Source organism: Micromonospora sp. NRRL B-16802, from assembly GCF_001279555.1.
Lineage (GTDB): Bacteria > Actinomycetota > Actinomycetes > Mycobacteriales > Micromonosporaceae > Micromonospora > Micromonospora profundi.
On record NZ_LGEB01000013.1, the window covers coordinates 1 to 25,039 of the forward strand.

A 25,039-nucleotide genomic window follows, 5' to 3' on the forward strand; every position below is an offset into this window, starting at 1 on the left:
GGACGGTGCGCGCGAGCAGGGGGAAGAAGTTCCAGGGATCTCACCCGGCGGCTCTGCCTGCTCGGGGTGGTCCAGGGATGTAACCAGCCGGGCCGGCGAGTCATTCCGCCGCGCTCCGGGGGATCTTGTCCGACAGCCACGGGGAGGCGCTGCTCGGGTGGTTCAGGGGGATGTAACCGTGGCGGCCGGGCGGGTGTTCCCGGATACCGGAGACCGCTGGGCCGGGGGCCGGGGGGCCGCGACCTGTCGTCGGTTACCCCCTGTACAACCAGCCGGCCCGGCCCATCATTCCGCCACCACAGTGCCGCCGACCACGGGACGCCGAGCCCCAAACCCGACAAACCGTCCGAGCCAGCTCCACGCCGGGCGGTGATCGACTCCGGATCGCCGATGTGGGGGTATCCCAGCGCGCCGACACCCCCACATCTGCGACATGGAGTCGATCATGCGCTCGCTGTCAGATTGGTGCCGTACGGCGGGATTCGCGCACCTGGCGAGGGCCTGTCGGTGGCCCCGATCGGGAACCCTCGCACGGCGGACGCACCGCGGGGCGGACCGCGCGTCGCGGACTCGCCGGACAGGTGGTCAGTTGTTGGCGAGGAAGGCCAGGACCGCATCCCGTGCTGCCAGGACGGCCGCCTCGGACTGCGGGGAGTGGTCGAGGATGTCAAAGCTGTGCTGGCCGTCCGGTACGTCGATGACCTGGACCGGGCGGCCGTGGACGGTGGCTGCGGTGAGGAACGCGTCGATGCCCGCCAGCACCACCGGAATGTCCCGCCCAGCCCGGGTCAGCACCAGTGGGACGGTCGACCCGGCCTCGAGCGCGTTGACGGGCAGGAACCGCGAGTCGATCTCCCAGTCGGGGAAGGGGATGAGTAGCGGGTAGGTCAGCGCGATCCCGCGCAGCCAGGACGGGGCGTCGCGCAGCCAGTCGGACGCCAGCAGGCCGCCTCCGGAGAAGAACCAGAGCACCACCCGGTCGGGGTCGACCCGTGGGTCGGCGCGGACCTGTTCGACCATCGTGGCGATGTCCTCGGCCGTGGCGGGTAGCGCCGACAGTTCGGCCACCTGGTAGCTGACCAGCGCGGTGACCACGCCGCTCTCGGCGAGCAGCGCGCCGTAGCCGCGGTAGAGCAGCCAGTCGCGGGGGTCGGGCACGCCCGGCGGCAGTGGGGCGCCGTGCACCACCACCACTGCGGGTTCCCGGCCGTCGCCGGTGGGCAGGTGCAGGTCGACGTTGCCGTGCCGTTCGACCGGCGCAGCGGGCGTGGACAGGACGAAGGGTCGCTGGGCGACGGGCGTCGTCATGCCCCGAGGGTATCGATCATCCGCCGGCCGGGAGGCCCCGCTGCCGGTCCACAGGGAGCCTCAGGCGGGGTCGACGGGCTTGCCCGCGTCGCTGGCCTGCGCGTGTCGCTCCAGCAGCCGCTGCCGGATCTCCTCCGGGGTGTACGCGCGACGCCGCCGTTCGGCCCGCGCGATGACCACGCCGGAGGCCGCAACTCCGGCGAGACCGGCGAGCCCGAGGACTTTCCACCACCGCATTCGTTGCCGCATCGGCCTAGGCTAGACCCCCATGAGCATCAGCCTGGATGAGGCCGTCGATTTGACCCGCACCGGCGACGTGTGGGTTTTCCGGGGTCGCAGCGTGCCGGACCGGGCAATTCAGTTCACCACGAACAGCCCGGTCAACCACGTCGGAATGGCCGTGGTGTTGGACGACATGCCCCCGCTGATGTGGCACGCCGAGTTGGGCAAGTCGTTGCCGGATCTGTGGTCGGGCAGCCACCAGCGGGGTGTGCAACTCCACGACCTGCGGGACGCGGTCACTGTCTGGGCCAACCGGTACGGGCAGCGGGCCTGGCTACGGCAACTCGACCCTCCGGCGGATGCGGAGATGGAAAGGGCTGTCCTGCGCACCGTCGCGCGATTGGATGGCACGCCGTTTCCGTCCACGGCCCAGCTGGCCTGGAGGTGGGTACGCGGCCGGGTGCCGGTGCTGCCCCGCCCCGGCCAGGCCGTGTCCCGGTTCGCCTCCCGGGCCATCCCCGCCATCCAGGCAAGGGACGCCGACCAGGCGAGGGACGCCGACCAGGCGAGGGACGCCAGCCAGGCGAAGGACACCAGCTCGGCGGCTGCCCGGGATCGGGCGCTGGAGACGGCGTACTGCGCCGAGGTGGTGGCGGTGACGTACGAGGCGATGGGACTGCTGCCCGCCGGTCGGCGTCCTAACTGGTACGACCCGGGCCGGTTCTGGAGTGGAGACGACCTGGGTCTGGCGGCCGGCGCGCGGTTGGGTTCGGAGATCGAGGTGCGGGTTCCGCCGCGCTGAGGTTTGGCCAGCCCGGCGGAGGGCAATTGCTGTCGCCGTGAACGCCTCTACCGATCTCGACACCCTGACCGGCTTCTTCGACCGGTACGGCGTCGCGCTGACCTCCGGTGACCTGCCGGCCCTCGGCGCTTGTTACGCCCTGCCCGGGTTGGTGGTGGCCGACACGTACAGCTTCTCGTTCACCTCGCTGGCGGCTGTCGCGTTGTCCTTCGTGGGGGCGGCGCCGGACTACCAGGATCGTGAGCTGATCGCGGCACACGCCCGGATCGAGGACGTGCAGCCGGTGTCCGCCCTGCTGACGATGGTGTCGGTGGAGTGGGAGTTCCTGGACAGCCGTGGGTTTGCGGTGCCGGGGGAGCGGTACCGCTATCTGCTGCGTACACCGGCTGAGGGGCCGCTCATCTGCACTGTCATCCGGGCGTCCTGAGCGACCGTCCACCGCGTGGGGCCGTTTTCCGGTCGTGGTGGGCCGGTCGGTCTGATCCGTACCCGCCTGGTTTCCGGTCCGGCCGGCGCTGGCTACGCTGGCGCGTCGGTGGGACGAGGGGAGACCTGATGGCGGTGCGGCCGGACGGTGCGGAGGGTTCGCGTGCGGCGCGGGTGCTGGTGTCGGTGCCGTGGATCGTGGTGCTGGTCGGCGTCTGCGCGCTTGTGGTGTTGCTGGTGATCGCGTTGCTGTCGTTCCGTGGCCGGGAGCGCGATGGTGGGCCGCAGGCCGCGCCGCCGGTGTTCCTGCCGACGGTGCCGCCGGCGTCGTCGTCGGCCGCGTCGCCGACACCTGCTGCGGTGGAGCGGCGGACGGCGTCGCCGCGGCCGTCGCGTAGCACGCGGACGCCGTCGCCGCAGGCCACGACGCCGTCGCCGGGTACGGCAAAGACGAGCGCACCGCCGGCGGGGTTGGCGCCGGCGAACGGGGTGGTGACCGCCCGGTACCAGGTTGGTACGTCCGATTCGGACGCGGTGTTGTCGTTGCGGAACGAGTCGGATCGGCCGGTGGGCTGGCGGGTCGAGTTGGCGTACGCCGACGACGTGCGGGGTCTGCGGGTCAGCGGCGAGGCGGGGATTTCGGTGTCGGCGCAGGGTGGCGGAAAGTACGTGGTGAGTGGCGGTGCGTCGCTCGTTTCGGGTGGCACCAGCACGTTGCGCCTGCGGCTGGGTTGGTCCGGGTCGGCGCAGCGGCCGTCGCGGTGCACAATCAACGGAGCCGCCTGCCGCATCGGCTGACGTCGGCGCCCGTCCGGGTGCTCGGCGGCGGCGTTTCCGGGTGAGGCATCGATCGCCTACGCTTCCCGGACGGCCCGCTGAGGGAGGTACATGTCCGGCATGCGTCGTGCCCCACGACCATCGCGTGGCCCGGTGGCTATCGCGTCGTCGCCTTGGATCGTCGCGTGTGCGGGCCTCGTCGTGATGGTGGTCCTGCTCATCGTGGCGTTGGGCGCGTACCGGGGGCGGAGCCCGGTGGACGACCGGATTCCGCCGGTGGGGTTGCCGCTGCCGCGGGTGCCGGTCGAGCCGAGCGACGTGACGCAGGCGCCGCCGTCGTCGGGTCCGTCGGCGCCTGTGGTTCCCGGATTGTCGCCGCGGGCGAGCGGGCCGCCGCCGAGCGAGCCGACTGTGTCCCCGACGCCGCCAGTCCGTCCGGTGGTGGTGCCGACGTCGGTTCGGCCGTCGACCCAGGCGCCACGGCCTGCGCCACCGCAGCAGTCGCCCGCGGTGACTGGGCGGTACCGGGTGGTGCAGAGCTTCGACGGAGGTTTCATCGGCGAGGTGCTGATCGTCAACGCGTCGCGGGTGGACCGGGGCTGGACGGTGCGGATCCATTTCGGTCGTGGGCGGCTGGTGACCAGCTGGGTGGAGGGCGCGCCGCAGGGGACGGCGCGGCAGTTCGACGGCGGCTTCTCGTACGTCAGTGGGGTGTCAGTGCCGGCGGGCGGGTCGGTGCCGTTGCGGTTCCACATGGAGTGGGCGTCGAGTACGCCGCGCGGGTGCACTGTCGACGGGGTGCGCTGCAGCGGGTTCTGATCGGACGGTCGTCGATGGAGAGACCCAAAGTCCGTTGCAAGGAATCTGCTCTGTTACGACTTTGTTTGCAAGGTATTGCAGATTGTTTCGGCAAGGGTTAGCGTGCGGCCAATCTCGACCAGAGGAAGGCCGTCGATGGAACCCCCGCCGCTTCCGCGCACCGTCCTGCTCGCCCTCACCTGCCTGCTCACCCTGACGCTCGTCGGCACTCCGGTCGCCGCGCATCCCGCCGCTGCGGCCCCCCGGCCCTCCGGCGACGCCTCCCTCGCCGTCGGCGGGGCCGCCCAGTGGCGCGACGAGCCCACCGCCGAGGCGCTGCTGAAGGCGGGCGACACCACCGCGCGTGCAGAGCAGTTCTACTTCGTCCTGCCGGACCGGTTCGCCAACGGTGACCGGCGCAACGACCGTGGCGGTCTCACCGGCGACCGGCTGCGCACCGGGTTCGACAGGGCCGACAAGGGCTTCTACCACGGCGGTGACCTCAAGGGCGTCATCGACAAGCTGGACTACATCCAGGGGATGGGCACCACAGCCATCTGGCTCGCCCCGATCTTCAAGAACCGGCCCGTCCAGGGCAAGGGCGACGACATCTCGGCCGGCTACCACGGCTACTGGATTACCGACTTCACGCAGGTGGATCCGCACTTCGGCACCATGGAGGAGATGAAGCGGCTGGTTAAGCTCGCCCACCAGCGCGGCATCAAGGTCTACCTCGATGTGATCGTCAACCACACCGCCGACGTGATCAAGTACGCCGAGGACAGGTACGCCTACATCGACAAGGCCACCTCGCCGTACACGGACGCGCAGGGGCGGGCCTTCGAGGACCGTAACTACGCCGACGGCAGCCGTGCCTTCCCGCCGGTGAATCGGGAGTCGTTCCCGTACACGCCGACGTTCGACGAGCCGGGGGACGCCAAGGTCAAGGTCCCGGCCTGGCTGAACGACGTCACGATGTACCACAACCGTGGTGACTCGACATTCGCCGGGGAGAACAGCGAGTACGGCGACTTCTTCGGCCTCGACGACCTGTGGACCGAGCGGCCCGAGGTGGTCAAGGGTCTGACCAAGGCGTACGGGGACTGGATCGGCGCGACAGGTGTCGACGGGTTCCGGCTGGACACCGTGAAGCACGTCAACATGGACTTCTGGCCGCAGTTCAGCAGGGGCATCGAACGGGCCGCCGAGAAGGCCGGCAAGAAGGACTTCTTCATGTTCGGCGAGGTCTACAGCGCCGACCCGCAGATCACCTCCAGCTATGTGCGGCAGGGCGGCCTGCCGGCCACCCTCGACTTCCCCTTCCAGGAGGCCGCGCGCGGCTACACAGCGGGTGCCGGCTCGGCGAAGGCGCTTGCCGACGTGTACGCCCGTGACGACCTCTACGCCGCCCGCGACACCGACGCCCGGCGGCTGACGACGTTCCTCGGTAACCACGACATGGGCCGGATCGGCTCGTTCATCGTCGGCGGTGGCACCGATCCGGCGAGTCATCTGCGCCGCGACCAGCTCGCCCACCAGCTGATGTTCCTCACCCGCGGCCAGCCAGTGATCTATTCCGGTGACGAGCAGGGCTTCACCGGCCCGGGCGGGGACAAGGACGCCCGGCAGGACATGTTCGCCTCGACGGTCCCCGACTATCTCGACGACGACCTGCTCGGCACCGACCGCACCCACGCCAGCGACCAGTTCGACACCGGCCATCCGCTGTACCGGACCATCGCCGAGCTGGGCAGGCTGCGCCAGGCACACCCTGGGCTGCGCGACGGCATCCAGATCACCAGGTACGCCGCCGACGGCCCCGGCGTCTTCGCCGCCTCCCGGATCTCTCCCGCCGACCGCATCGAGTACGTGGTGGCGGTGAACAACGCCGGCACCGCGCAGACTGTCACGGTGGACACCTGGTCGGCCGGCGCGACCTTCACCGGCATCTACGGCGGCAGCGCGAGCGCCACGGCCGGTCGTGACGGCAAGGTGACCCTGACCGTGCCGCCGCTGTCGGCGGTGGCGTACCGGGCCGGTACCCCCGTCGCGCTGCCGGGTGGCAAGCCGACGATCGCCGTCACGACCCCGGACGCGCCAGTCGCCACCCGGGTCGCCGTCACCGCCACGGTGACCGGTGACCCGCTGGCCACCGTCACCGTCGCGGCCCGGGTCGCCGGTGGCCGGTGGACGCTGCTGGGCAGCGCCGACCACGCGCCGTACACCGTCCACCACGACCTGACCGGCCTGGCCGGCGGCACCCGCGTCGAGTACAAGGCGGTGGTTCGCGACGGCCGGGGCCGTACCGCCACGGCCCGTTCCACAGCCACCGTCGGCACCCCCGAGCAGGGTGGGTCCCGGGAGTGGGCGGTCGTGCACTACAAGCGGCCCGCCGGTGGGTACGACGACTGGGCGCTGTACGCGTGGGGCGACATCGATCCGGCGTACGTCACCGAGTGGCCGAAGGGGCAGCCGTTCGCCGGGGAGGACTCCTACGGCCGGTTCGCCTGGGTGAAACTCAAGCCGGGCGCGAAGTCGGTCGGGTTCGTGGTTGTCGACAAGGACGGGAACAAGGACGTCGCCCAGGACCGCAGCATCGACGTCACCTCCACCGGGGAGGTCTGGCTCAAGCAGGGCGACCCGGCGATCTATCCGAGCCGGCAGGCGGCCACCGGGCAACCCGACCCGCCGGTCGAGGAGGGCACCGCGGTCATCCACTACCGGCGGGCCGACGGCAACTACGCCGGCTGGGGCCTGCACGTGTGGGACGGGGCGGCGAACCCGACCGACTGGGCCACACCGCTCGCGCCGAGCGCGACCGACGCGTTCGGGGCGGTGTTCCGGGTGCCGCTGGCGGCCGGGGCCACCGGGCTGAACTACATCATCCACAAGGGCGACACCAAGGACCTGCCCGACGACCAGCGGCTCGACTTCGCCAGCGCGGGACGGGAGGTGTGGCTGCTCGCCGCCACCCCGGGCCGGCTGCTGCCGACGACCGCGACCAGCGCGGGCGGGGACACCGACATCGGCAAACAGAAGGCGCACTGGATCGACAGGTCCACCATCGCCTGGCAGACCCCACCGACCGACGGCAGGACGTACGCGCTCGTCGTCGCGCCCACCGGTGGAGTCGGCGTGGTCGACGGGGAGCTGACCGGGACGTACACCAGTATGCCGTTGCGGGCGCAGCGCAACGGGCTCACCGAGGCCCAGCGCGCGAAGTTCCCGCACCTGTGGTCGTACCGGAGCTTCGCAGTGGACCGGGCGGACCTGGCCAAGGTCCCGGCGGCGCTGCGGGGGCAGGTGCTCGTCACCGAGCGCGACGCGAAGGGTGCGCTGCTCGCGGCGACAGGCGTGCAGATCCCCGGTGTGCTCGACGACGTCTACGCGCGGGCCGCCGACGCGACGCTCGGGCCGACCTTCGCCGGCCGCACGCCGAGCCTCGCGCTGTGGGCGCCGACCGCGCGGACGGTGGAGCTGCAACTGTTCGACTCGCCCACCGCGCAGCCGAAGACCGTGCCGATGCGTCGCGACGACCGCACCGGCGTGTGGTCGGCGCGGGGCAGCCACACCTGGGTGGGCAAGTACTACCGCTACCGGGTGCAGACGTGGCAGCCGGCGGCGCAGCGGATGGTCACCGCGTCGGTGACCGACCCGTACTCGGTGGCCCTGGCCGCCGATTCCACGCACAGCCAGCTTGTCGACCTGAGCGACCCGGCGCTGGCCCCGGCGGGCTGGAAGGCGTTGCGCAAACCGGCGGCAGTGCCCGCGTCACGGGCGCAGATCTCCGAGCTGTCGGTGCGGGACTTCTCCATCGCCGACGACACCGTGCCGGCGAATCGGCGAGGCACCTTCCTCGCCTTCACCGACCCGAAAACCGCGGGCATGACCCACCTGAAGGCGTTGGGCGCCGCCGGTGTCACCCACCTGCACCTGCTGCCGGCGTTCGACTTCGCGACGATCCCCGAGAAGCGGGCCGATCAGCGTCAGCCGGCCTGTGACCTGGCGGCGCTGCCGCCGGACTCGGCCGAGCAGCAGAAATGCGTGGCGGCCGTCGCCGAAACCGACGGATACAACTGGGGGTACGACCCGCTGCACTACACGGTGCCGGAGGGCGGCTACGCCGTCGACCCGGCCGGCGCGGCGCGGACCACCGAGTTCCGCGCGATGGTGGCCGGAGTGAACGGCGCCGGACTGCGGGTGGTCATGGACGTCGTCTACAACCACACAGCGGCGGCCGGCACCGACGACAAGTCGGTGCTCGACCAGATCGTGCCCGGCTACTACCACCGGCTGCTGGAGGACGGCACTGTCGCCAACTCCACCTGCTGCGCCAACACCGCGCCCGAGCACGCCATGATGGGCAAGCTGGTGGTCGACTCGCTTGTCACCTGGGCGAGGCAGTACAAGGTGGACGGTTTCCGGTTCGACCTGATGGGTCACCACCCGAAGGCGAACATCCTCGCCGTCCGCGAGGCACTGGACCGGCTGACCGTCGCCCGCGACGGCGTCGACGGCAAAGCGATCATGCTCTACGGCGAGGGCTGGAACTTCGGCGAGGTCGCCGACGACGCCCGGTTCGTGCAGGCCACCCAGGCCAACATGGCCGGCACCGGCATCGGCACCTTCAACGACCGGCTGCGCGACGCGGTGCGCGGCGGCGGACCGTTCGACGCCAACCCCCGTGTGCAGGGCTTCGCCTCGGGGCTCTACACCGACCCCAACGGGGACCCGGTCAACGGTTCGGCCGCCGAGCAGAAGACCCGCCTGCTGCACGCCCACGACCTCATCAAGGTGGGGCTCACCGGCAACCTGCGCGGCTACCGGTTCACCGACACCGCCGGACGCACCGTCACCGGCGCGCAGGTGGACTACAACGGCTCGTCGGCCGGCTACACCGCCGCGCCCGGGGAGGCCGTCACGTACGTCGACGCGCACGACAACGAGATCCTGTACGACGCGCTGGCGTACAAGCTGCCGCAGGACACCACCGCGGCGGACCGCTCCCGGATGCAGGTGCTGGCGCTGGGCACCGTGGTGCTGGGACAGGGCGCCGGGTTCGTCACCACGGGCACCGAGCGGTTGCGGTCGAAGTCGCTGGACCGCAACTCGTACAACTCCGGTGACTGGTTCAACCAGATCCGGTGGGGTTGCGAGCGGGGCAACGGGTTCGGGGCCGGTCTACCGCCGGCGGCCGACAACGAGGACAAGTGGTCGTACGCGAAGCCGCTGCTCGCGGACCCGGCGCTGGTGCCGGACTGCGCTGCCATCAACACCACCGACGCCCGGTACGCCGAGCTGCTGCGCATCAGGGCGTCGTCGCCGGTGTTCGGCCTACCGACGGCCGAGCAGGTGCAGCAGCGGGTGGCGTTCCCGCTGTCGGGCCCGCAGGAGACGCCCGGTGTGTTGACCATGACGCTGGACGCCCGTGGGCTGGGCGGGGCGTGGAAGTCGGTGACAGTGGTCTTCAACGGCACGCCGACGACGGCGACGCAGACCGTGAGCGGTCTGCGCGGTGCCGACGTGTCACTGCACCCGGTACTTGTGAACTCGGCCGACCCGGTGCTGCGTACGGCCTCGTTCGACCGGGCGGGCGGCACGTTCACCGTACCGGCGCGCAGCGTGGCGGTGTTCGTGCAGAAGTGACGCGGACCGGCCCCCTTCCGCGTGGTGCGGAAGGGGGCCGGCCCGTCGTGCTGGTTGTCACCCGAGGGTGATCAGGCGAAGCAGTTCTCGATGGTGCCGCCCGGGATGGCCAGGCAGTTCGTCGGACGGTTCGCGGTGATCGCCGACTTGTCGTCCACGTTCACCTCGCCGAAGAAGCTGAAGACACCGCCCGGGGCGAAGGTGGAGAAGTTGTGCGCGACCTTCGTCTTCGACAGGTTGACCTCGCCGAAGATGTTGAAGATGCCACCGCCGACCCCGATCGGGCCGATGGCCCGGTTGCCGACAACCTCGCTGTCGCGCAGCGTGGTGACGCTGAAGGCGTTGAAGACCCCGCCGCCGAAGAACCCGGCGGTGTTGTCCTTGATCTCGGTGCGCTCAGCGGTGACCGCGCTGTCGAAGGCGATGGCCAGGCCACCACCGACGCCGGCGGTGCTGTTCTTCTCCACTGTGACGCCGTGCAGGTTCAGCTGGCTGTCCGCAGCGGCCAGACCGCCACCGGCGACGACCGCGGTGTTCGAGACGAACTTCGTCTCGTACGCGGTGGTGTTGCCGCCGATGTCGAGGAGGCCACCGCCGAAGCCCAGCGTCTCGTTGTCGCTGATGTCGGCCTTCTTCAGCTCCACGGTGCCGCCGTCGACGTCGTCGGCGAAGATGCTCGCAGCGCCGTTGGAGATGCCGCCACCACCGATGATGGCGGTGTTGTCCTTGACCTTCGACTCCTCGACCTTGAGCAGGCCGGCGTTGAAGACACCGCCACCGAAGAAGAAGGCGGTGTTGCGGGCCACGGTGCTGTGCCAGATCTTCGTGGTGCCGAAGTTGGCCACACCGCCGCCGTTGCCGCCGGACTGGTTGAGGACGACCTCGGACTCGAGGATCTCGGCGGTGCCGCCCGGCTGGACGAGGATGCCGGCGCCGTCGGTGTCGCCCGGCTCCTCGACAAGCGGCGTGACCGCACCCGCCGGCGCCTTCGGCGCGGCCTTGGGAGCGGCCTTCGGGGCCGCCTTCAGGCCCGCCTTCGGGCTGGCCTGCCGCGCGGTGAGCGCCTTCTCCAGCGGTACGCCGGACTTCACCTCGGCGGCGATCGCCTCGGAGTCCGAGTAGGACGCCCAGACGGCGGCCGGCTCGACGGCCTCGAACAGTTCGAGGGTCTGGCCGCCCTTGATGGTCAGGCCCTTGATGGTGAGGTGCCCACCGGTGCCGACGTTGAGGATCCGGAAGTAGTCGGCCGTGGCATCCCGAACGATCGAGGTGTGCTCACCCTTCAACGTGATCCGCTCGGTGATGACCGGCAGGCCGTTGCCCTCGTAGTCGTTGCGGGTCAGGTTGTAGGTGCAGCCCTTGGCCAGGTCCAGCACACCGCCGTGGTTGCTGTTGGCGGAGACGATCGCCTGGATCAGCTTGTCGGTGTCGCAGGGCACCTCCTTCCCGCGCTCGTGGTCCTTGTCCCAGTCCTTGTCCTTGCCCTGGTCCTTGTCCCAGTCGCGCCCGTGGTCGCCGCCGTCCTTGCTGACCTGCGCGGTGTTCAGGCCGCTGACCGCACCGGCGGTGCCCGCGACGCCCACCGCCGCGAGACTGATCACGCCCGTCAAACCGGCCACGCCACCGGCGAGCCAGAGCTTGCGGCGGCGCTTGGCCGTCGCCTGCCCGGAGGCTTCGTTGTTCTTCAGGTAGTTGGACATCGGAGCTCTCTGCCCTCTCCTCGTACCAGACAGGGTCGCCGCCCTCAGACGGACTTCCCCTGCTACAAATCGGTTGTAGCTCCCAAAAACACCGTATGAGAATGTTCCTCGCCTCGGGGGCGTATCCGAAACAACCCCACATTAGGTTCATGTTCCGTCCGGACCGGCCGCGACGCCCCGGCCGGGCACACGGCTCCCAAGGCCGCCGTCCGGCCCGTGAGCAGCCCAAATGGGTACGCCCCTCCGCGCCGTCGCCGGCTCGGAGGGGCGCGCCCTCTATGTGGTTCAGCCCCACCCGTCAGGCGAAGCAGTCCGGAACGTTGAAGCAGTTGGTGGGGCGGTTGGCGGTCACCGCGGACTTGTCGTCAAGCGTCACGGTGCTGCCGAGCTGGTTGAAGACCCCACCGGCCGGGAGCGTGGCGAAGTTGTGCGCCACTGTCGTCCGGCTCAGGGAAACCTCGCCCCCGTCGGTGTTGTAGATGCCGCCGCCGCGAGCGAACGGACCGATGGCCCGGTTGCCCACCACCTTGCTGTCACGCAGCGTGGTGACGCTGTCCTCGTTGAAGAGGCCGGCGCCGAAGAACCCGGCGGTGTTGTCAGTGATCGCGCTGTTCTCCACTGTCGCGGTGCTGTCGAAGGCAACCGCCAACCCGCCACCCACACCAGCGGTGCTGTTGCTGGCCACAGTGGCGTTCTTGAGGGTGAGCTGGCTGTCGGCCACCGCGACGCCGCCTCCGGCGAGAACCGCGGTGTTGCTCCTGACCGTCGTGTCGTGCAGGGTCGTGGTGCCCTCGACGTCCAGGACGCCACCGCCGAAGCCGAGCGTCTCGTTGTCGGTGATCTCGCTCTTGTAGACCCAGACCGAACCGCCGTCGACCTCGTCGCCGAAGATCCCGGCCGCGCCGTTGGCGATGCCGCCACCGCCGATGATCGCGGTGTTGTCCTTGACCTTCGACTCGTCGACCTGGAGCACGCCGGCGTTGAAGATGCCGCCGCCGTGCAGGAACGCGGTGTTGTGGGCCACGGTGCTCTTGCTGAGCTTGGCGGCGCCGAAGTTGGCCAACCCGCCACCGTTGCCACCGGACTGGTTGTAGAGCAACTCGCTGTCCAGGATCTCGGCCCGGCCGCCCGGCTGCACCAGCACCCCGGCTCCGTCGTTGAACCCGGGCTCCTCCACCAGCGGCACCACGGCCCCCGCCGGCTTGGCGGCCACCGTGGCGGGCTCGGCCTTCGCGGTCGCTGCCGGCTTGGCCGCCGTCGTGGCTGCTGCCGTGGCCTTGGCCGCCGCTGCCGGCTTGGCTGCCGCCGTCGCCTTGGCTGCCGCCGCTGGCTTGGCGGCCGTCGCTGCCGCCGGCTTGGCCTTGGTGGTGGCCTCCGGCTTGGCTGCCGCACCCGGCGCGGCGGTGGTGGCCTCCGGCTTGGCGGCCGCCACGGTGCTGCGGACCGAGGCCGAGTACGGCGCCCAGACCGTCGCCGGGTCCAGGGTCATCGCCCGCTGGATGGTCTGCCCGCCCCGGATGCTCAGACCCTTGAGCGTGAGATGCCCACCCGGGCCGACGTTGAGGATGCGGAAGTAGTCGGCCGTGGCGTCGCGACCGATGGTCGTGTGGTCACCCTTGAGCGTCACCCGCTCGGTGATCACCGGCAGGCCGTTGCCCTCGTAGTCGTTGCGGGTCAGGTTGTAGGTGCAGCCCTTGGCCAGCTCCAGCGTGCCGCCGTCCTGGCTGTTGGCGAAGACGATCGCCTGGATCAGCTTGTCGGAGTCACACGGCACCTGGCTGGTGTGCTCCTTGCCGTCGCGCTTGGCGTACCGGTCGTCGCCACCGCTCCAGTCACCACCGCCCCACTCGTCCTGGCCGTCGTTCTCCTTGGTGCCGTCGGTCTTCTCGCCAGCGTCGCTGACGTTCTGCCGGTTGGTCGACGACTGCGCGTCGGACACGCGGCCGGAACTGGGCTTGTCGTCACGCGCGGCCACCCCGCCGAGGGCCGCCAGGCCCACGACGCCGGTCAGCCCGGCCACGCCGGCGACCCACAGCGCACGTCGCCGTCGTGTCGGCGATGCCGTCGGGGGCCCGCCCTCGGTACTCGTTAAGTCGTTGGACATCAGAGCCTTCCGCCCTTTCCTGCTATCAGACGGGGTCGCACCACCCGAGGCGTCGCGACCAGCTACAAATCGGTTGCAGCCTCTGATGCCCACCGTATGAGAACTATCTTCGCGAGGCGGACGTATCCGAGATAACCCCACATTCGGCCCAGGTTGGGCCATGTGCCGGTGAACGGAGCGCGACGGTAGGAAGGGATGCCGGTAGCCCAAACACCCGAACGAGGTCCTGTGGTCTTTTGCAGTAATGACGATTCCCGCGCGCGTGCCGATCGCGTACGAGCCTGAGCGGCCCGGTCTCGCCGACCGCCCGGCGCACCCTGGCCGCCCTCGGCTGATCGACTCGGCTTCCTGAAACCGGGGTATCCCGGACGGCGGACACCGCGTTTCACCGAACCCGAGGAGATCACCCGGGTACGGGAGCCGCCCATGCGAAAGCCGGGCCGGACGTCGATACGTCCGGCCCGGCGGTGTCAGTCGGTGGCGCTCCCCGGTCAGCCGGGCAGGCGGGGACCCGCCTCCCGCTGCTCGGCCAGCCAGGTCTCCACCTCGTCGGCGGTGCGCGGCAGACCGGCCGACAGGTTCACCGCACCGGTCGCCGTGACCAGTACGTCGTCCTCGATGCGGATGCCCACGCCGCGCAGCTCGGCGGGGACCAGCTCGTCCTCCGGCTGGAAGTACAGCCCCGGCTCGACGGTGAGCACGTAGCCCTCGCCCAGGGCGCCGTCGCGGTAGGTCTCCTTGCGGGCGTTCGAGCAGTCGTGCACGTCGATGCCGAGCATGTGGCCGAAGCCGTGCAGCGTCCACCGCCGGTAGACCGAGGACTTCTCGTCCATCGCCTCGTCCACGCTCACCGGCAGGAGGCCCAGCTCGGACAGGCCCTCGGCGAGCACCCGCATGCAGGTCAGGTGGACGTCCTTGAACTTCACCCCGGGGCGGATCGCGTCGATGCCGGCCTGCTGCGAGGCGTACACGATGTCGTAGACCTGGCGTTGCAGGGCGGTGAACCGGCCGCTGACCGGCAGCACCCGCGTCACGTCGGCGGTGTAGAGGTTGCGCCCCTCGACGCCCATGTCCATGAGCAGCAGGTCACCCGGACGGGTGGCGCCGTGGTTGTGCACCCAGTGCAGGATCGTGGCGTGCTCACCGGCGCCGACGATCGAGCCGTACCCGACGTCGTTGCCGTCGTGCCGGGCGCGCAGCGCGAAGATGCCCTCCAACAGCCGCTCGGAGACGGCGCGGTCGGCTGGCAGGGCGCGGGCCACGTCCTCGAAGCCGCGTACGGTGGCGTCGATCGCGTCCTGGAGCTGGGCGATCTCCCACTCGTCCTTGACGAGCTTCTGCTCCGAGATGGCGATGGCCAGCTCCCGGTCACGGGGCGGCTGCCCCTCGACGCGGACCCCGTCGTACGGGCGTACGGTGGCGTCGACCTGGGCGTCGAACCCGCGCAGCACCCGGGTGCGGCCGGGCGCCAGGTCGGCGAGCGCCGCCTCCAGGCCGGTCAGGTCGGCGGTGGGCAGGCCCAGCTCGGTGGACTTCTCGCCGAGCGTGTGCCGCCGGCCCACCCACAGCTCGCCGTGGCGGCTGCGGAAGAACTCGTCGGTCTCCCGCGAGGAGCGCGGGCGCATGTACAGCGTGGCGTCGTGCCCGGACCCGTTCGGGCGCAGCACCAGCACGCTGTCCGGGTCATGGTCACCGGTCAGGTAGGCGAAGTCGCTGCCCGGCCGGAACGGGTAGGCGGTGTCGTTGGCGCGTACCTTCTCGGGGCCCGTCGGGATCACCAGGGTCTCGCCGGGGAAGGCGGCGGACAGCGCGGCACGCCGCTTGGCGTAGTTGGGCGCCTCCGGTCGAGGTGTCACAGGCAGTTCGATGTCCTGCCAGCCCGTCCGCATGAAGGACAGGAACGCCTCCGGGAAATCCGGATCGTGCGATTCCGTACCGTCCGTCGGCGTACCGTCGGTGCGTCCCTCGGTCATTGCGCCGCTCCCTCCGCTTCGTTGCTGGTCCCGACGGTACCGCGCGCCCGGCTCGCGTTGGTGCCGCCCGGGAGGCGCTCCGGATCGACGGACGGCTGCTACGGGCCGGCAGAGCGCGTGGGAAGATGACCACCATGTGCGGACTTCTGGCCTTCTTCAGCGCGAACGGCAACGCCGCCGCGCACCGCGACCACATCGCCGGAGCCTTGGAATGCCTGCACCACCGCGGCCCTGACGAGACAGGGGTCGAGGTGGTCGGCGATGCATCCGGCCGGTACGCGGACGGAGTGTTCGCCCACAAGCGGCTCGCCATCATCGACGTCGCGTCGAGTCACGAGCCGCTGCCGTATGCGAACGGTCGTTACCTGCTCACCTTCAACGGTGAGATCTACAACTACATCGAGCTGCGCGAGGAGCTGATCCGGAACTTCGGCGCCCAGTTCGCCACGGCCGGTGACGGCGAGGTGATCGTCGCCGGCTACCACTTCTGGGGCGAGCAGGTGCTCACCCGGCTGCGCGGCATGTTCGCCTTCGTCATCTGGGACCGGCAGGAGCGGCGCGCGTTCGGCGCCCGTGACTACTTCGGCATCAAGCCCCTGCACTACCTGGAGACCTCCGACGGGCTCTACCTGGCGTCGGAGAAGAAGGCGCTACTGCCGTTCGCGCACAGCGCCTACCAGGGCGACGCGGGCGTCGACACGGCAAACCTCAGCCACTACCTGACCCTGCAGTACGTCCCCGAGCCCGGCACCCTGCACAAGGGCATCAGCCGGATCGGCTCGGGGGAGTACCTGACCTGGTCGCCGGGCGCGCGGATCGACGTACGCCGGTGGTACCGGCCGGTGTTCCGGCCCGCGCCCGTCGACGACGAGCAGAAGCTCTACCACGAGATCCGGGAGACGCTGCGCGAGAGCGTCCGCATGCACATGCGCTCCGATGTGCCTGTCGGCTCGTTCCTGTCCAGCGGCATCGACTCCACAGCCGTGGTGGCGCTGGCGCGGGAGTTCAACCCGAACATCCTCACCTTCACCGTCGGTTACGACGTACCGGGATATTCGGAGATCGACGTCGCGCAGGAGTCGGCCCGGCACCTGGACGTCACCACCATCCCCACCAAGATCGGTCCGCAGGACATGATCGACGCGCTGCCGAAGATCGTCTGGCACCTTGACGACCCAGTGGCGGACCCGGCGCTGGTGCCGCTGTACTTCGTGGCGAAGAAGGCCGCCGAGCACGTCACAGTGGTGCTCTCCGGTGAGGGCGCCGACGAGTTCTTCGGCGGTTACACGATCTACCGGGAGCCGCTGTCGCTCGGCACCGTCAACGGCCTGCCCGGCGGTGTGCAGAAGGGGCTGCGCGCGGTCTCCAAGGCGATCCCGCAGGGGGTCAAGGGCAAGAGCTTCCTGGAGCGCGGCACCACGCCGATCGAGGAGCGCTACTACGGCAACGCGCGGATGTTCACCGAGGAGGAGAAGCAGCACCTGCTGCGTCGCTACGACCCCTCGGTGCGCTACACGGACGTGACCGCCCCGATCTACGCCGAGTGCACCGAGCTGGACGACGTCACCAAGATGCAGTACGTCGACCTGTACACCTGGCTGCGCGGCGACATCCTTGTCAAGGCCGACCGGATCTCGATGTCGCACTCGCTGGAGGTGCGGGTGCCGTTCCTCGACCGTGAGGTCTTCGACGTCGCGGCGAAGATCCCGGTGGACCTCAAGCTGCCGCCGCGTTCGGACGCCACCAAGTACGCGATGCGTCAGGCGTTGCAGGGTGTCGTGCCGCCGGCCATCGTCAACCGCAAGAAGTTGGGCTTCCCGACCCCGACCCGGGTGTGGCTGCGTGGCGAGATGTACGAGTGGGCGCGGCACGTGCTGAGCACCTCGGGCGCGGGTGACCTGCTGGACCTGTCGTACGCGCTGCGGCTGCTCGACGAGCACAAGCGGGAGGAGGCCGACCACTCCCGCAAGGTGTGGACGGTGTTGATCTTCTGCATCTGGCACGCGATCTTCGTGGCCAAGACCCTCGACCCGGGCATCCAGCGCAACCAGTCCGCCCTGCTCACCAAGCCCGTCGTCGGGTCCATGGTGCGCTGACCCGACCCCTGTCGACCAAGAGGTTTGCGCCAGCCGGAGGAGTTCCGGTGACGCAAACCTCTTGGCCGTTTCAGGAGGTCAGCGGCCTGTGCAGCTGACCGTCGGTAGGCCGTTGGTGCCGTTGGTGCTGGCCAGGAAGCCGAAGGTCGTGGTGCCCTCCGGCGCGACGGTGGCGTTGTAGTCGACGTTCCGCGCTGTCACCGACGAGCCGGACGAGGTCTGTGTGGCACCCCAGATCTGGCTGATGGACTGCCCGTTGGGCCAGGTCCAACTCGCGGTCCAGCCGTTGTACGGCGCACTGCTGTGGTTCATGATCATGACTTCGCCCTGGAAGCCGCCCTGCCAGGCGCTGACGACCTTGTAGACCGCCATGCAGTCACCGCCGGCCGGCGGCGGCGTGGTCGGCGGCGGCGTGGTCGGCGGCGGGGTGGTCGGCGGCGGCGTGGTCGGCGGCGGGGTGGTCGGCGGCGGCGTGGTCGGCGGGGGAGTGGTGGGCGGCGGCGTGCCGCCCGGACCGACACCCGTCACCTGGCCGTTGCCGCCGTCGAAGACGACGTCGGAGCAGCCGAAGAAGTTCTCCTGCGAGTCCGAACGCACCCAGCGGGAGTAGATGATGTGCTGGCCGCTCTTGCCCGACGGCAGGTTGCCGCTGAAGTAGTAGTGCCCCTCGTTGGTGCCGACACCGCCACGCTGCGGCGGGTTGGTCACCGTGAGGAACGGCTGCTCCTCCAGGTCACTCCAGGCCAGCGCCCGGGTCGGGCTCCAGCTGTTCTTCGTCACGTAGAAGTAGAAGGTGCCCGGGTGGTGCGCCCAGTTGCTGTACCGGAAGTCCAGCCGCGCACCGGCCGTCAGGTGGGTCAACGGCCAGTCGGTGCGGGGCAGGTCGAAGCCCCGGAAACCGGTGTTGCCGCCACTGCACAGCTGCCCGTCCGGAATGAACCCGGTGGTCCGACCACCGGCGTCCGAGCGCAGCACGCTGAACCAGTTGTAGAGCGAGTTCGCGCCGCTCTGCGCCACGGCGGCGGAGCACGCGGGGTTGTTCGGCCTGATCTCACCGGTCTGGCTGAGGCCGTCCTGCCAGCACAGGTAGGTGCGGCTGCCCGGGGTCATGGCCGCGCCGTGCGCGGCGGCAGGCTCCGGAGTGGTCGCCAGGGCGACGGCGCCCAGCGCGAGGGTCACGGCCGCGGTGAGCAACGCGGCCGTACGGGAACGATTCACGGGTTCTCCTGACTCGCGAGGCGTGCTGCCCTAGCCGCCCCGCCTGGGATGTGGCCTTGTCGCATCGCTGCACTGAGCCGATGCGACGATCACGGTGATGGCGATGCGCCCGGCGGAGGGGATCGGCCGGCGGGCACGCGCCATCAACGGTCCTGTCCTGGGACCGGCGCCCTCGCGTCACACAACCCGGCAACCGGCGGCGCGACAGCCCCTCGCACCGCCTGGTACGCGTCATCCCATCACGCCGTCGGCCGCCACGCAATAGTCGGCCCTCGATGCGCCAAACGGGACGCGCGCCTTCGCGACGACCCCGCCGGCTTGAGTACCGCGTCTTCGCCGCCCGCCGGCCCGCGCGCTGTGCCAGCCTGATCACAGCCGGCCGGTTTCGGCGGGCGTCGGCCGCTGGGGCAGGAAGGGACCAGGATGGGGTACGCGGTGGTGCTCGGCGACGCACCCGTCGGCCTGCTCGACACCGAGCGTGACGCGGAGCGGGCTTACCGGCAGGCGGCCGGCGCGGGGCCACTCGACGTCGTCGTCGGGGTGGCCCGGCTCGGCGGCAGGGCACAGTTCGTCGGCTCACCAGGCGTCGACGATCTGGACGTCGCAGTGGTGGAAGGTGCCGACGTGCTCTGCTGCGGCTCGGTCGTGCTGCGGCAACCAGGCACCCTCGCCGCCGCCCGGCGGGCCTGGTCGCTCGCCACCGGGCTGCGGGTCCTCGACGCAGACGTCAGCCCTCGCCCGCCGGACGGGCTGCGCGAGGTGGTGGCCGAGTTCGCCGCCGGCGCGCACCTGGTCACGATGAGCACCGCCGACGCCCGCCTGCTCTACCCGGGCGAGCCGGTCGAGGGCGTCGCCGCGTACCTGCGGGAACTCGGGGCCGCGACCGTCGTCGTGACGCTCGGCGCGGCCGGCGCGGTGCTGGCCGCCGCAGGCGCCGACCCGGTGCGGGTCCCGACGCCACGTGTCGACGCCGTCGACACCACGGGCGCCGGAGACGCGATGCTTGCCGCGCTGATCGCCGATCTGCTCGCCTCCGGCGAACCGGACCGCCCCGACGGTTGGGTGGAGCGGGTGGCGTTCGCACTGCGGGTGGCGGGCCTGGTCTGCGAGTCACCCGCCGGCGCCACAGCGAAACCCACCCGCGCCGACGTGGGGCGCCGCTTCGGCGGTCAGGCCGCGCCGTCGAGCTCGCGGTAGCCGCGCCGGGCCGCGACGAGCGCCGCGCGCGCCCCGAAGGGCGCCTCGGCGGCCACCCGCTCCGGCGGCGCGCCGCCGGTGTGCGCGGCCCGGATCAGCCACGCCAACCGCACCAGCTCGGCGTGCTGGGCGCGGACGAAAGCGGGATCCACCGGGTCACCGTGACCCGGCACCACCACAGTGGTCGGGGTCGTGAGCCGCAGGAGGTCCGCCACGGCGTCCGGCCACTGCAAGGGGTACGCGTCCTCGAAGGCGGGCGGACCACTCTGCTCCACCAGATCACCGGCCACCAGTACGTCCGCGTCGGGCACGTGCACCACGAGATCCGCGTCGGTGTGCCCCCGCCCCGGATGCCGCAGCAGCACCCGCCGGCCACCCAGGTCGAGCGTCGTCTCGGTGTGCACAGTGTGCGTCGGGGCGAGCAGCGCGGTGTCGGCCAGTTCGGCGGCGAGCGCCGGATGCTCCGCGCGCACCTCCTCGTACGCCTCCCGGCGCAGCCGCTCCGGCTCGTCGCGCAGAGCCTCGGCGGCGCGCTCGTGCGCGTACACCGGGCGCTGTGGGTCCCCGGCGAGCACGGCGTTGCCGAAGCAGTGGTCGTAGTGGTGATGGGTGTTGACAAGGATCAGCGGACGGGCGGTGACCGCCCGGACGGCTGCGGCCAGCTCGGTGGCCTGCGCCGCCGAGGAGAGAGTGTCCACCAGCAGCGCCTCGTCGTCGCCGACGACGAGCGTGACGTTGATCCGCAGCAGCGGCTCACGCAACACGTGAACCCGGTCGGCGACCTCGACGAAACCGCCGCTCACGACGTCCGCCCGGCGCGGTCGACGAAACGCTGCCGATCCACCATGATCCGGTCGACCCGGCCCCGCGCCACGGTCTGCGTGTCGTCGCTGACGGTGACCTCGAACGACAGCCGGCGACCGTCGACGGCAGTCAGGACCGCCTGCGCCCGTACCGTCCGGCCCACCACCGTCGGCGCCAGGTGCTCCAACTCGACCCGGGTGCCCACCGTCGTCGACCCGGACGGCATCCCGGTCGCCGTGGCCGCGACGGTCGCCGCCTCGGCGAGCGCGAGCACCCGCGGTGTGCCCAGTACCGGTACGTCCCCGGAACCCACCGCCTGGGCGGTGTCCGCGTCGGTGACGGTCAACTCGACCTGGGCGGTCAGACCCGGCGCGAAGGCCGGCTCGGGCTGCTCCTGCATGGTCGCAAGCCTAGGTGCTCGCCGTGTCTGCCGAGCACGCGCCCGAGGAACCCGGCAATGACCGCCTTCCACCTGTGCACGGCTTCGCCGGGTGGTCGCCGTCGGTCGATGCCATCACCGTCGTTAACCTTGACCGCGATGGCCGTCGTGACTGACCCCCAACCCCCCGCCCGGACCGACCCGCCCGCGTCCCCGGACGGGGGCCGTCGGCGCGTCGTCGCCATGACGATCTGGGCTGTCGCATTCGTCGCCGCCTGGCTCGGAATCGGGCTGCCCACCGACCCGGCGTACGCCTTCGTGTGGATCTGGGCCGGAACCATCGCCTGGAACAGCGACCGGCCGTGGCGCAGCCACCTGCGCTTCGCCCGGGACTGGGTGCCCGTGGTGCTGCTACTGGCCGCGTACAACCTGTCGCGTGGGTTCGCCGACAACGGGGCCACCCCGCACGCCATGGAACTGATCGTCGCCGACCGGTTCATGTTCGGCTGGGCCACCGGCGGTGAGGTGCCCACCATCTGGTTGCAGGAGCACCTCTACCGCCCGCAGGTGCAGTGGTGGGACATCGCGGCGAGCTGGGTGTACTTCTCGCACTTCGTGGTGGCCCTGGCCGCGGCCGCGGTGCTCTGGCTGCGTGATCGGCACCGGTGGGCCGCGTACATGCGCCGCTGGGGTTTCCTCTGCGCCGCAGGCCTGGCGACCTACTTCATCTACCCTGCCGCCCCACCGTGGTGGGCCGCGCAGAACGGCCTGCTCACCGAGGTGCTCCGGATCTCCACGAGGGGCTGGAAGGCGTTCGGCATGCACGGCGCCGGCAACCTGCTCAACGCCGGCCAGATCGCCTCGAACCCGGTGGCCGCGATGCCGTCGCTGCACACCGCGTGGGCGCTGTTCGTTGTGGTGTTCTTCCTGCGTACGACCCGCCGCCGCTGGTGGCCGCTGCTGTTCGCGTACCCGCTGGCGATGACCTTCACCCTGGTCTACTCGGGTGAGCACTACGTGATCGACGTGCTGGTGGGCTGGGCGTACGTCGGCCTGACCTTCCTCGTGCTCGGCCTGGCCGAGCGCGCGTGGGTGGCGTGGCGGGCCAAGCACCCGAAGGCCCGGGCGGAACCCGCAGACACGGAACCTCCGGGCGCGGAACCACCGGGGCCGACGACCGACCCCGACAGCGTCGCCGGACCGCCGGCCACGGCACCAGCGGTACCCGCCGACCGCTGACCACCACCCCTGGGGTGATCAGGGGCGTCGTCGTTCGGTGGTGGATCAGGCGACGCGGCGGGCGGACTGTGCTCGGGTGGTCAGTTCGGCTGCCAGGATCCACGCCTCGGCCAGGTCCCGGTCCTCGGCTGCCGCTCCCGATCCGCCCGCCGTGTCCGCGTGTACGGTCGCCAACCGCAGCAGGCGCTGCACCGGCCCCTGCACGACCCGGACGCTCTGGATCCGGGCATACGGCACGATCGCCAACTGCCTGGTGAGCAGCCCGGACCGGGTGGCGAAGACCTTGTCGAACAGAGCCGTGCCGAGGGCGCCCCGGCCCAGCGGGTGCAGCCAGCGCGCCCGGGACGGTGGGCGGTGCAGCGTCAGCGCGTCGAGGCGTACACCCGGTAGGACCTCGGCGACGATCATCGTCGCTGTCGGCAGGTCACCGACCGGCAGCAGCCGGTCGGGACGGTTGCGGTCGTCGGCCTCGCCGACGGAGTAGCCGGCCACCTCAAGGCGCAGCCGCAGCCAACCCTTGACCCGCCAGAGCAGCGGCCAGGTGGCCCGCACGGTCTGCACCCGGTGCAGCGGTACGGTCTGCGCCCGCGTCTCCAGCAGCCCGTTGTGCACCCGCAGTGTGCCGTCGTCGCGGGCCAGCCGGAAGTTCCAGTCGTCGAGGACCCGGCGGATCGGTTGCAGCAGCACACCTGCCATCGCGGTGAGCGTGCTCGCCACCGCGATGAACGACCACGATTCGGCGGTGACGAACTGCACCACGACGAACGCCAGGCCGAACGGAAGCAGGAACGCCTGCGGGGTGAGCAGCTGGCTGATCAGCAGGTTGCTGTTGCGTACCGCGTGCAGTGGCCGGCCCGGCGCGGGCGCCTGCGGTGGCGCACCACCGACGGCCGTCGGCACCGTGACGCCCGGCGCGGCCGGCGCCGTCCGTCCGGCCAGCGCCAACAGCCGCTCGCGCAGCCGGGCCGCGTCGGCCACCCCGAGGTACGCCAGCGGGGCCTCGGTCTTGCCCCCGCCGACCACCTCCAGACGCAGTTCGGCCAGGCCGGTGAGCTGGGCGAGCAGCGGCCGGACCACCTCCACTGCCTGCAACCGTTCCAGCGGGATGGCCCGGGTACGCCGCCAGAGCAGCCCCTCGTACACGCGCAGCTCGCGGCCCACCACGTGGTAGCCGGTGTTGTACCAACTGACCACCGACAGCACTGTCGCGCCGAGCGCCAGCACCACCACCATCGCGGCGAACCAGCCGAAGCCGACCCGGGACAGCGTCGACCAGGACAGCCCGGCGATCACCACGACCAACGACTTGGCGCCGTGCAGCACCGGACTGAGCGGGTGCAGCCGCTGGCGCGGTTCGCCGTCTCCCGGCGGCCCCGGCCACGGCTGAACAGCGCCCGGCGGGATCGCCCCGTATGGTCCCGGCGGCGGGCCGTAGGGTCCTGCGCCCGGCGGCACCGGGCCGTAGGGTCCTGCGCCCGGCGGCACCGGGCCGTAGGGCCCTGCGCCCGGCGGCGGAGCGCCGTAAGGGCCTGCGGCGGGGTACTGGGGCGGTGGACCGGCGGGAGGCGCGTCGCCGGACGGCATGGACGGGCGGGTGCCCGGCTCGGTGGGACTCTCGCTCATCGGGCCGACCCTCGGCGGCGCCGACGGGTGCCCGGCCGGGCGGTCACAGCCCCTCCGCCCGGTCCTCGCCGAGCGCGGTGAGCCGGTCACGCAGGCGGGACGCCTCCGCCGGGCGTAGCCCCGGCACCCGGGCGTCGCTCGCGGCGGCGGCCGTGTGCAACTGCACGGTGGCCAGGTTGAAGGCGCGCTCCAGAGGGCCGGCGCTCACGTCGACGAACTGCATCCGGGAGTACGGCACGATGGACAGCCGTCGGACCAGCAGGCCGTGCCGCACGAGCAGGTCGTCGTCGCGTTCCGCGTACCCCCAGGCCCGGACCGCGCGGACGATGGCCGTGGCCCGCCACGCGCCGAACACGAGTACGGCGGCGAAGGCGACCCCGAACAGCCCATGGCCGCTCAGCGCCCAGCCGAACGCTGTCACCGCCAGCCCGACGGCCACCACGATCGCCAGTCGGATCAGCTCCACCCAGATCAGGTCGGTGGAGATCGGCTGCCACTGGACGGAGTCCGGCCACGGGTCCAACGGGCCTCGTCCGCCGGGCGCGCCGGAGGCGGACAGCGGGTCGGCGCCCGGTGGCGGCAGGAGGCCGGGAGGCGGCAGGTCGGGTGGGCGCGAGCTGGCGTCGTACCCCCCGGAGGGAGGCAGCGCTTGCGGCGGTAGCGGCGCCGGCGACGATGCGTCGGGCGGGGTGGGCTCCGGGCCGAGCGTGCCCGGCGCCGGGAACGT

Annotated in this window: 18 protein-coding genes; 8 read left to right on the top strand and 10 right to left on the bottom strand. The window is 71.2% G+C overall.

Translation table 11 applies throughout. The annotated features are described in order from the left end of the window. Positions 1-585 precede the first annotated feature (585 nt). On the bottom strand, positions 586-1,308 hold the full coding sequence (locus ADK66_RS04110) for a dienelactone hydrolase family protein (RefSeq protein WP_053652541.1): 723 nt from the start codon (positions 1,306-1,308) through the stop codon (positions 586-588). A gap of 60 nt (positions 1,309-1,368) precedes the next feature. Continuing rightward, complete coding sequence (locus ADK66_RS04115; RefSeq protein ID WP_053652542.1) at positions 1,369-1,557, bottom strand: hypothetical protein; 189 nt, start codon at positions 1,555-1,557, stop codon at positions 1,369-1,371. A gap of 19 nt (positions 1,558-1,576) precedes the next feature. Here ADK66_RS04115 and ADK66_RS04120 point away from each other — a divergent pair, with 19 nt between their 5' ends. The 5 genes from ADK66_RS04120 to pulA all read left to right on the top strand — a co-directional run bounded on the left by ADK66_RS04120 (position 1,577) and on the right by pulA (position 9,979). After that, positions 1,577-2,332 carry a hypothetical protein gene (locus ADK66_RS04120; protein WP_053652543.1) on the top strand — a complete coding sequence of 252 codons (756 nt, stop codon included), beginning with the start codon at positions 1,577-1,579 and terminating at the stop codon, positions 2,330-2,332. Between the two features lie 37 nt (positions 2,333-2,369). Next, positions 2,370-2,759: a hypothetical protein gene (locus tag ADK66_RS04125; RefSeq protein ID WP_053652544.1), complete on the top strand. Its 390-nt coding sequence runs from the start codon at positions 2,370-2,372 to the stop codon at positions 2,757-2,759. A 128-nt stretch (positions 2,760-2,887) separates the two neighbouring features. Further along, positions 2,888-3,556, top strand: coding sequence for a hypothetical protein (locus ADK66_RS04130; protein WP_053652545.1), 669 nt, complete (start codon positions 2,888-2,890; stop codon positions 3,554-3,556). A 132-nt stretch (positions 3,557-3,688) separates the two neighbouring features. Further along, the gene (locus tag ADK66_RS04135; RefSeq protein WP_231639893.1) at positions 3,689-4,354 is read left to right on the top strand and encodes a cellulose binding domain-containing protein; all 666 of its coding nucleotides are present in this window, start codon (positions 3,689-3,691) and stop codon (positions 4,352-4,354) included. A gap of 135 nt (positions 4,355-4,489) precedes the next feature. Further along, positions 4,490-9,979 (top strand): pullulanase-type alpha-1,6-glucosidase, encoded by a 5,490-nt coding sequence (pulA, locus tag ADK66_RS04140; protein WP_053652547.1) that lies wholly within the window; start codon positions 4,490-4,492, stop codon positions 9,977-9,979. Between the two features lie 71 nt (positions 9,980-10,050). Here pulA and ADK66_RS04145 read toward each other — a convergent pair whose 3' ends face one another. From ADK66_RS04145 to ADK66_RS04155, 3 genes are all read right to left on the bottom strand, one after another. After that, the gene (locus ADK66_RS04145) at positions 10,051-11,679 is read right to left on the bottom strand and encodes a hypothetical protein (RefSeq protein WP_053652548.1); all 1,629 of its coding nucleotides are present in this window, start codon (positions 11,677-11,679) and stop codon (positions 10,051-10,053) included. A gap of 298 nt (positions 11,680-11,977) precedes the next feature. Further along, positions 11,978-13,699 (bottom strand): hypothetical protein, encoded by a 1,722-nt coding sequence (locus ADK66_RS04150; protein ID WP_053652549.1) that lies wholly within the window; start codon positions 13,697-13,699, stop codon positions 11,978-11,980. 575 nt (positions 13,700-14,274) lie between these two features. After that, positions 14,275-15,756 carry an aminopeptidase P family protein gene (locus ADK66_RS04155; protein WP_053652550.1) on the bottom strand — a complete coding sequence of 494 codons (1,482 nt, stop codon included), beginning with the start codon at positions 15,754-15,756 and terminating at the stop codon, positions 14,275-14,277. Positions 15,757-15,890: 134 nt separating this feature from the next. Between ADK66_RS04155 and asnB the strand changes: the two genes are divergently transcribed. Beyond that, entirely contained in the window at positions 15,891-17,852 is a 1,962-nt protein-coding gene (gene asnB, locus ADK66_RS04160) for an asparagine synthase (glutamine-hydrolyzing) (protein ID WP_053652551.1), read from the top strand. Between the two features lie 78 nt (positions 17,853-17,930). On the opposite strand, the gene ADK66_RS04165 is transcribed toward asnB, so the two are convergent. Then, positions 17,931-19,070, bottom strand: a complete 1,140-nt coding sequence (locus ADK66_RS04165) for a lytic polysaccharide monooxygenase (protein ID WP_053652552.1) — start codon at positions 19,068-19,070, stop codon at positions 17,931-17,933. Between the two features lie 423 nt (positions 19,071-19,493). Between ADK66_RS04165 and ADK66_RS04170 the strand changes: the two genes are divergently transcribed. Then, positions 19,494-20,267: a PfkB family carbohydrate kinase gene (locus tag ADK66_RS04170; protein WP_053652553.1), complete on the top strand. Its 774-nt coding sequence runs from the start codon at positions 19,494-19,496 to the stop codon at positions 20,265-20,267. Here ADK66_RS04170 and ADK66_RS04175 read toward each other — a convergent pair. Both ADK66_RS04175 and ADK66_RS04180 read right to left on the bottom strand, forming a co-directional pair. Next, a complete protein-coding gene (locus ADK66_RS04175) occupies positions 20,240-21,070 on the bottom strand; it encodes an MBL fold metallo-hydrolase (RefSeq protein ID WP_053652554.1) in 831 nt (276 codons plus the stop codon). The genes ADK66_RS04170 and ADK66_RS04175 overlap by 28 nt on opposite strands. Beyond that, positions 21,067-21,471 (bottom strand): thioesterase family protein, encoded by a 405-nt coding sequence (locus ADK66_RS04180; RefSeq protein WP_053652555.1) that lies wholly within the window; start codon positions 21,469-21,471, stop codon positions 21,067-21,069. The genes ADK66_RS04175 and ADK66_RS04180 overlap by 4 nt, the downstream gene beginning before the upstream one ends. 138 nt (positions 21,472-21,609) lie before the next feature. On the opposite strand from ADK66_RS04180, the gene ADK66_RS04185 reads away from it, so the two are divergent. Then, a complete protein-coding gene (locus ADK66_RS04185) occupies positions 21,610-22,689 on the top strand; it encodes a phosphatase PAP2 family protein (protein WP_053652556.1) in 1,080 nt (359 codons plus the stop codon). 45 nt (positions 22,690-22,734) lie between these two features. Here the strand turns inward: ADK66_RS04185 and ADK66_RS04190 are convergent, their stop codons facing one another. After that, positions 22,735-24,093 carry a PH domain-containing protein gene (locus ADK66_RS04190; protein WP_369814759.1) on the bottom strand — a complete coding sequence of 453 codons (1,359 nt, stop codon included), beginning with the start codon at positions 24,091-24,093 and terminating at the stop codon, positions 22,735-22,737. A gap of 262 nt (positions 24,094-24,355) precedes the next feature. After that, positions 24,356-24,958, bottom strand: coding sequence for a PH domain-containing protein (locus ADK66_RS04195; RefSeq protein WP_369814760.1), 603 nt, complete (start codon positions 24,956-24,958; stop codon positions 24,356-24,358). Positions 24,959-25,039 lie beyond the last annotated feature (81 nt).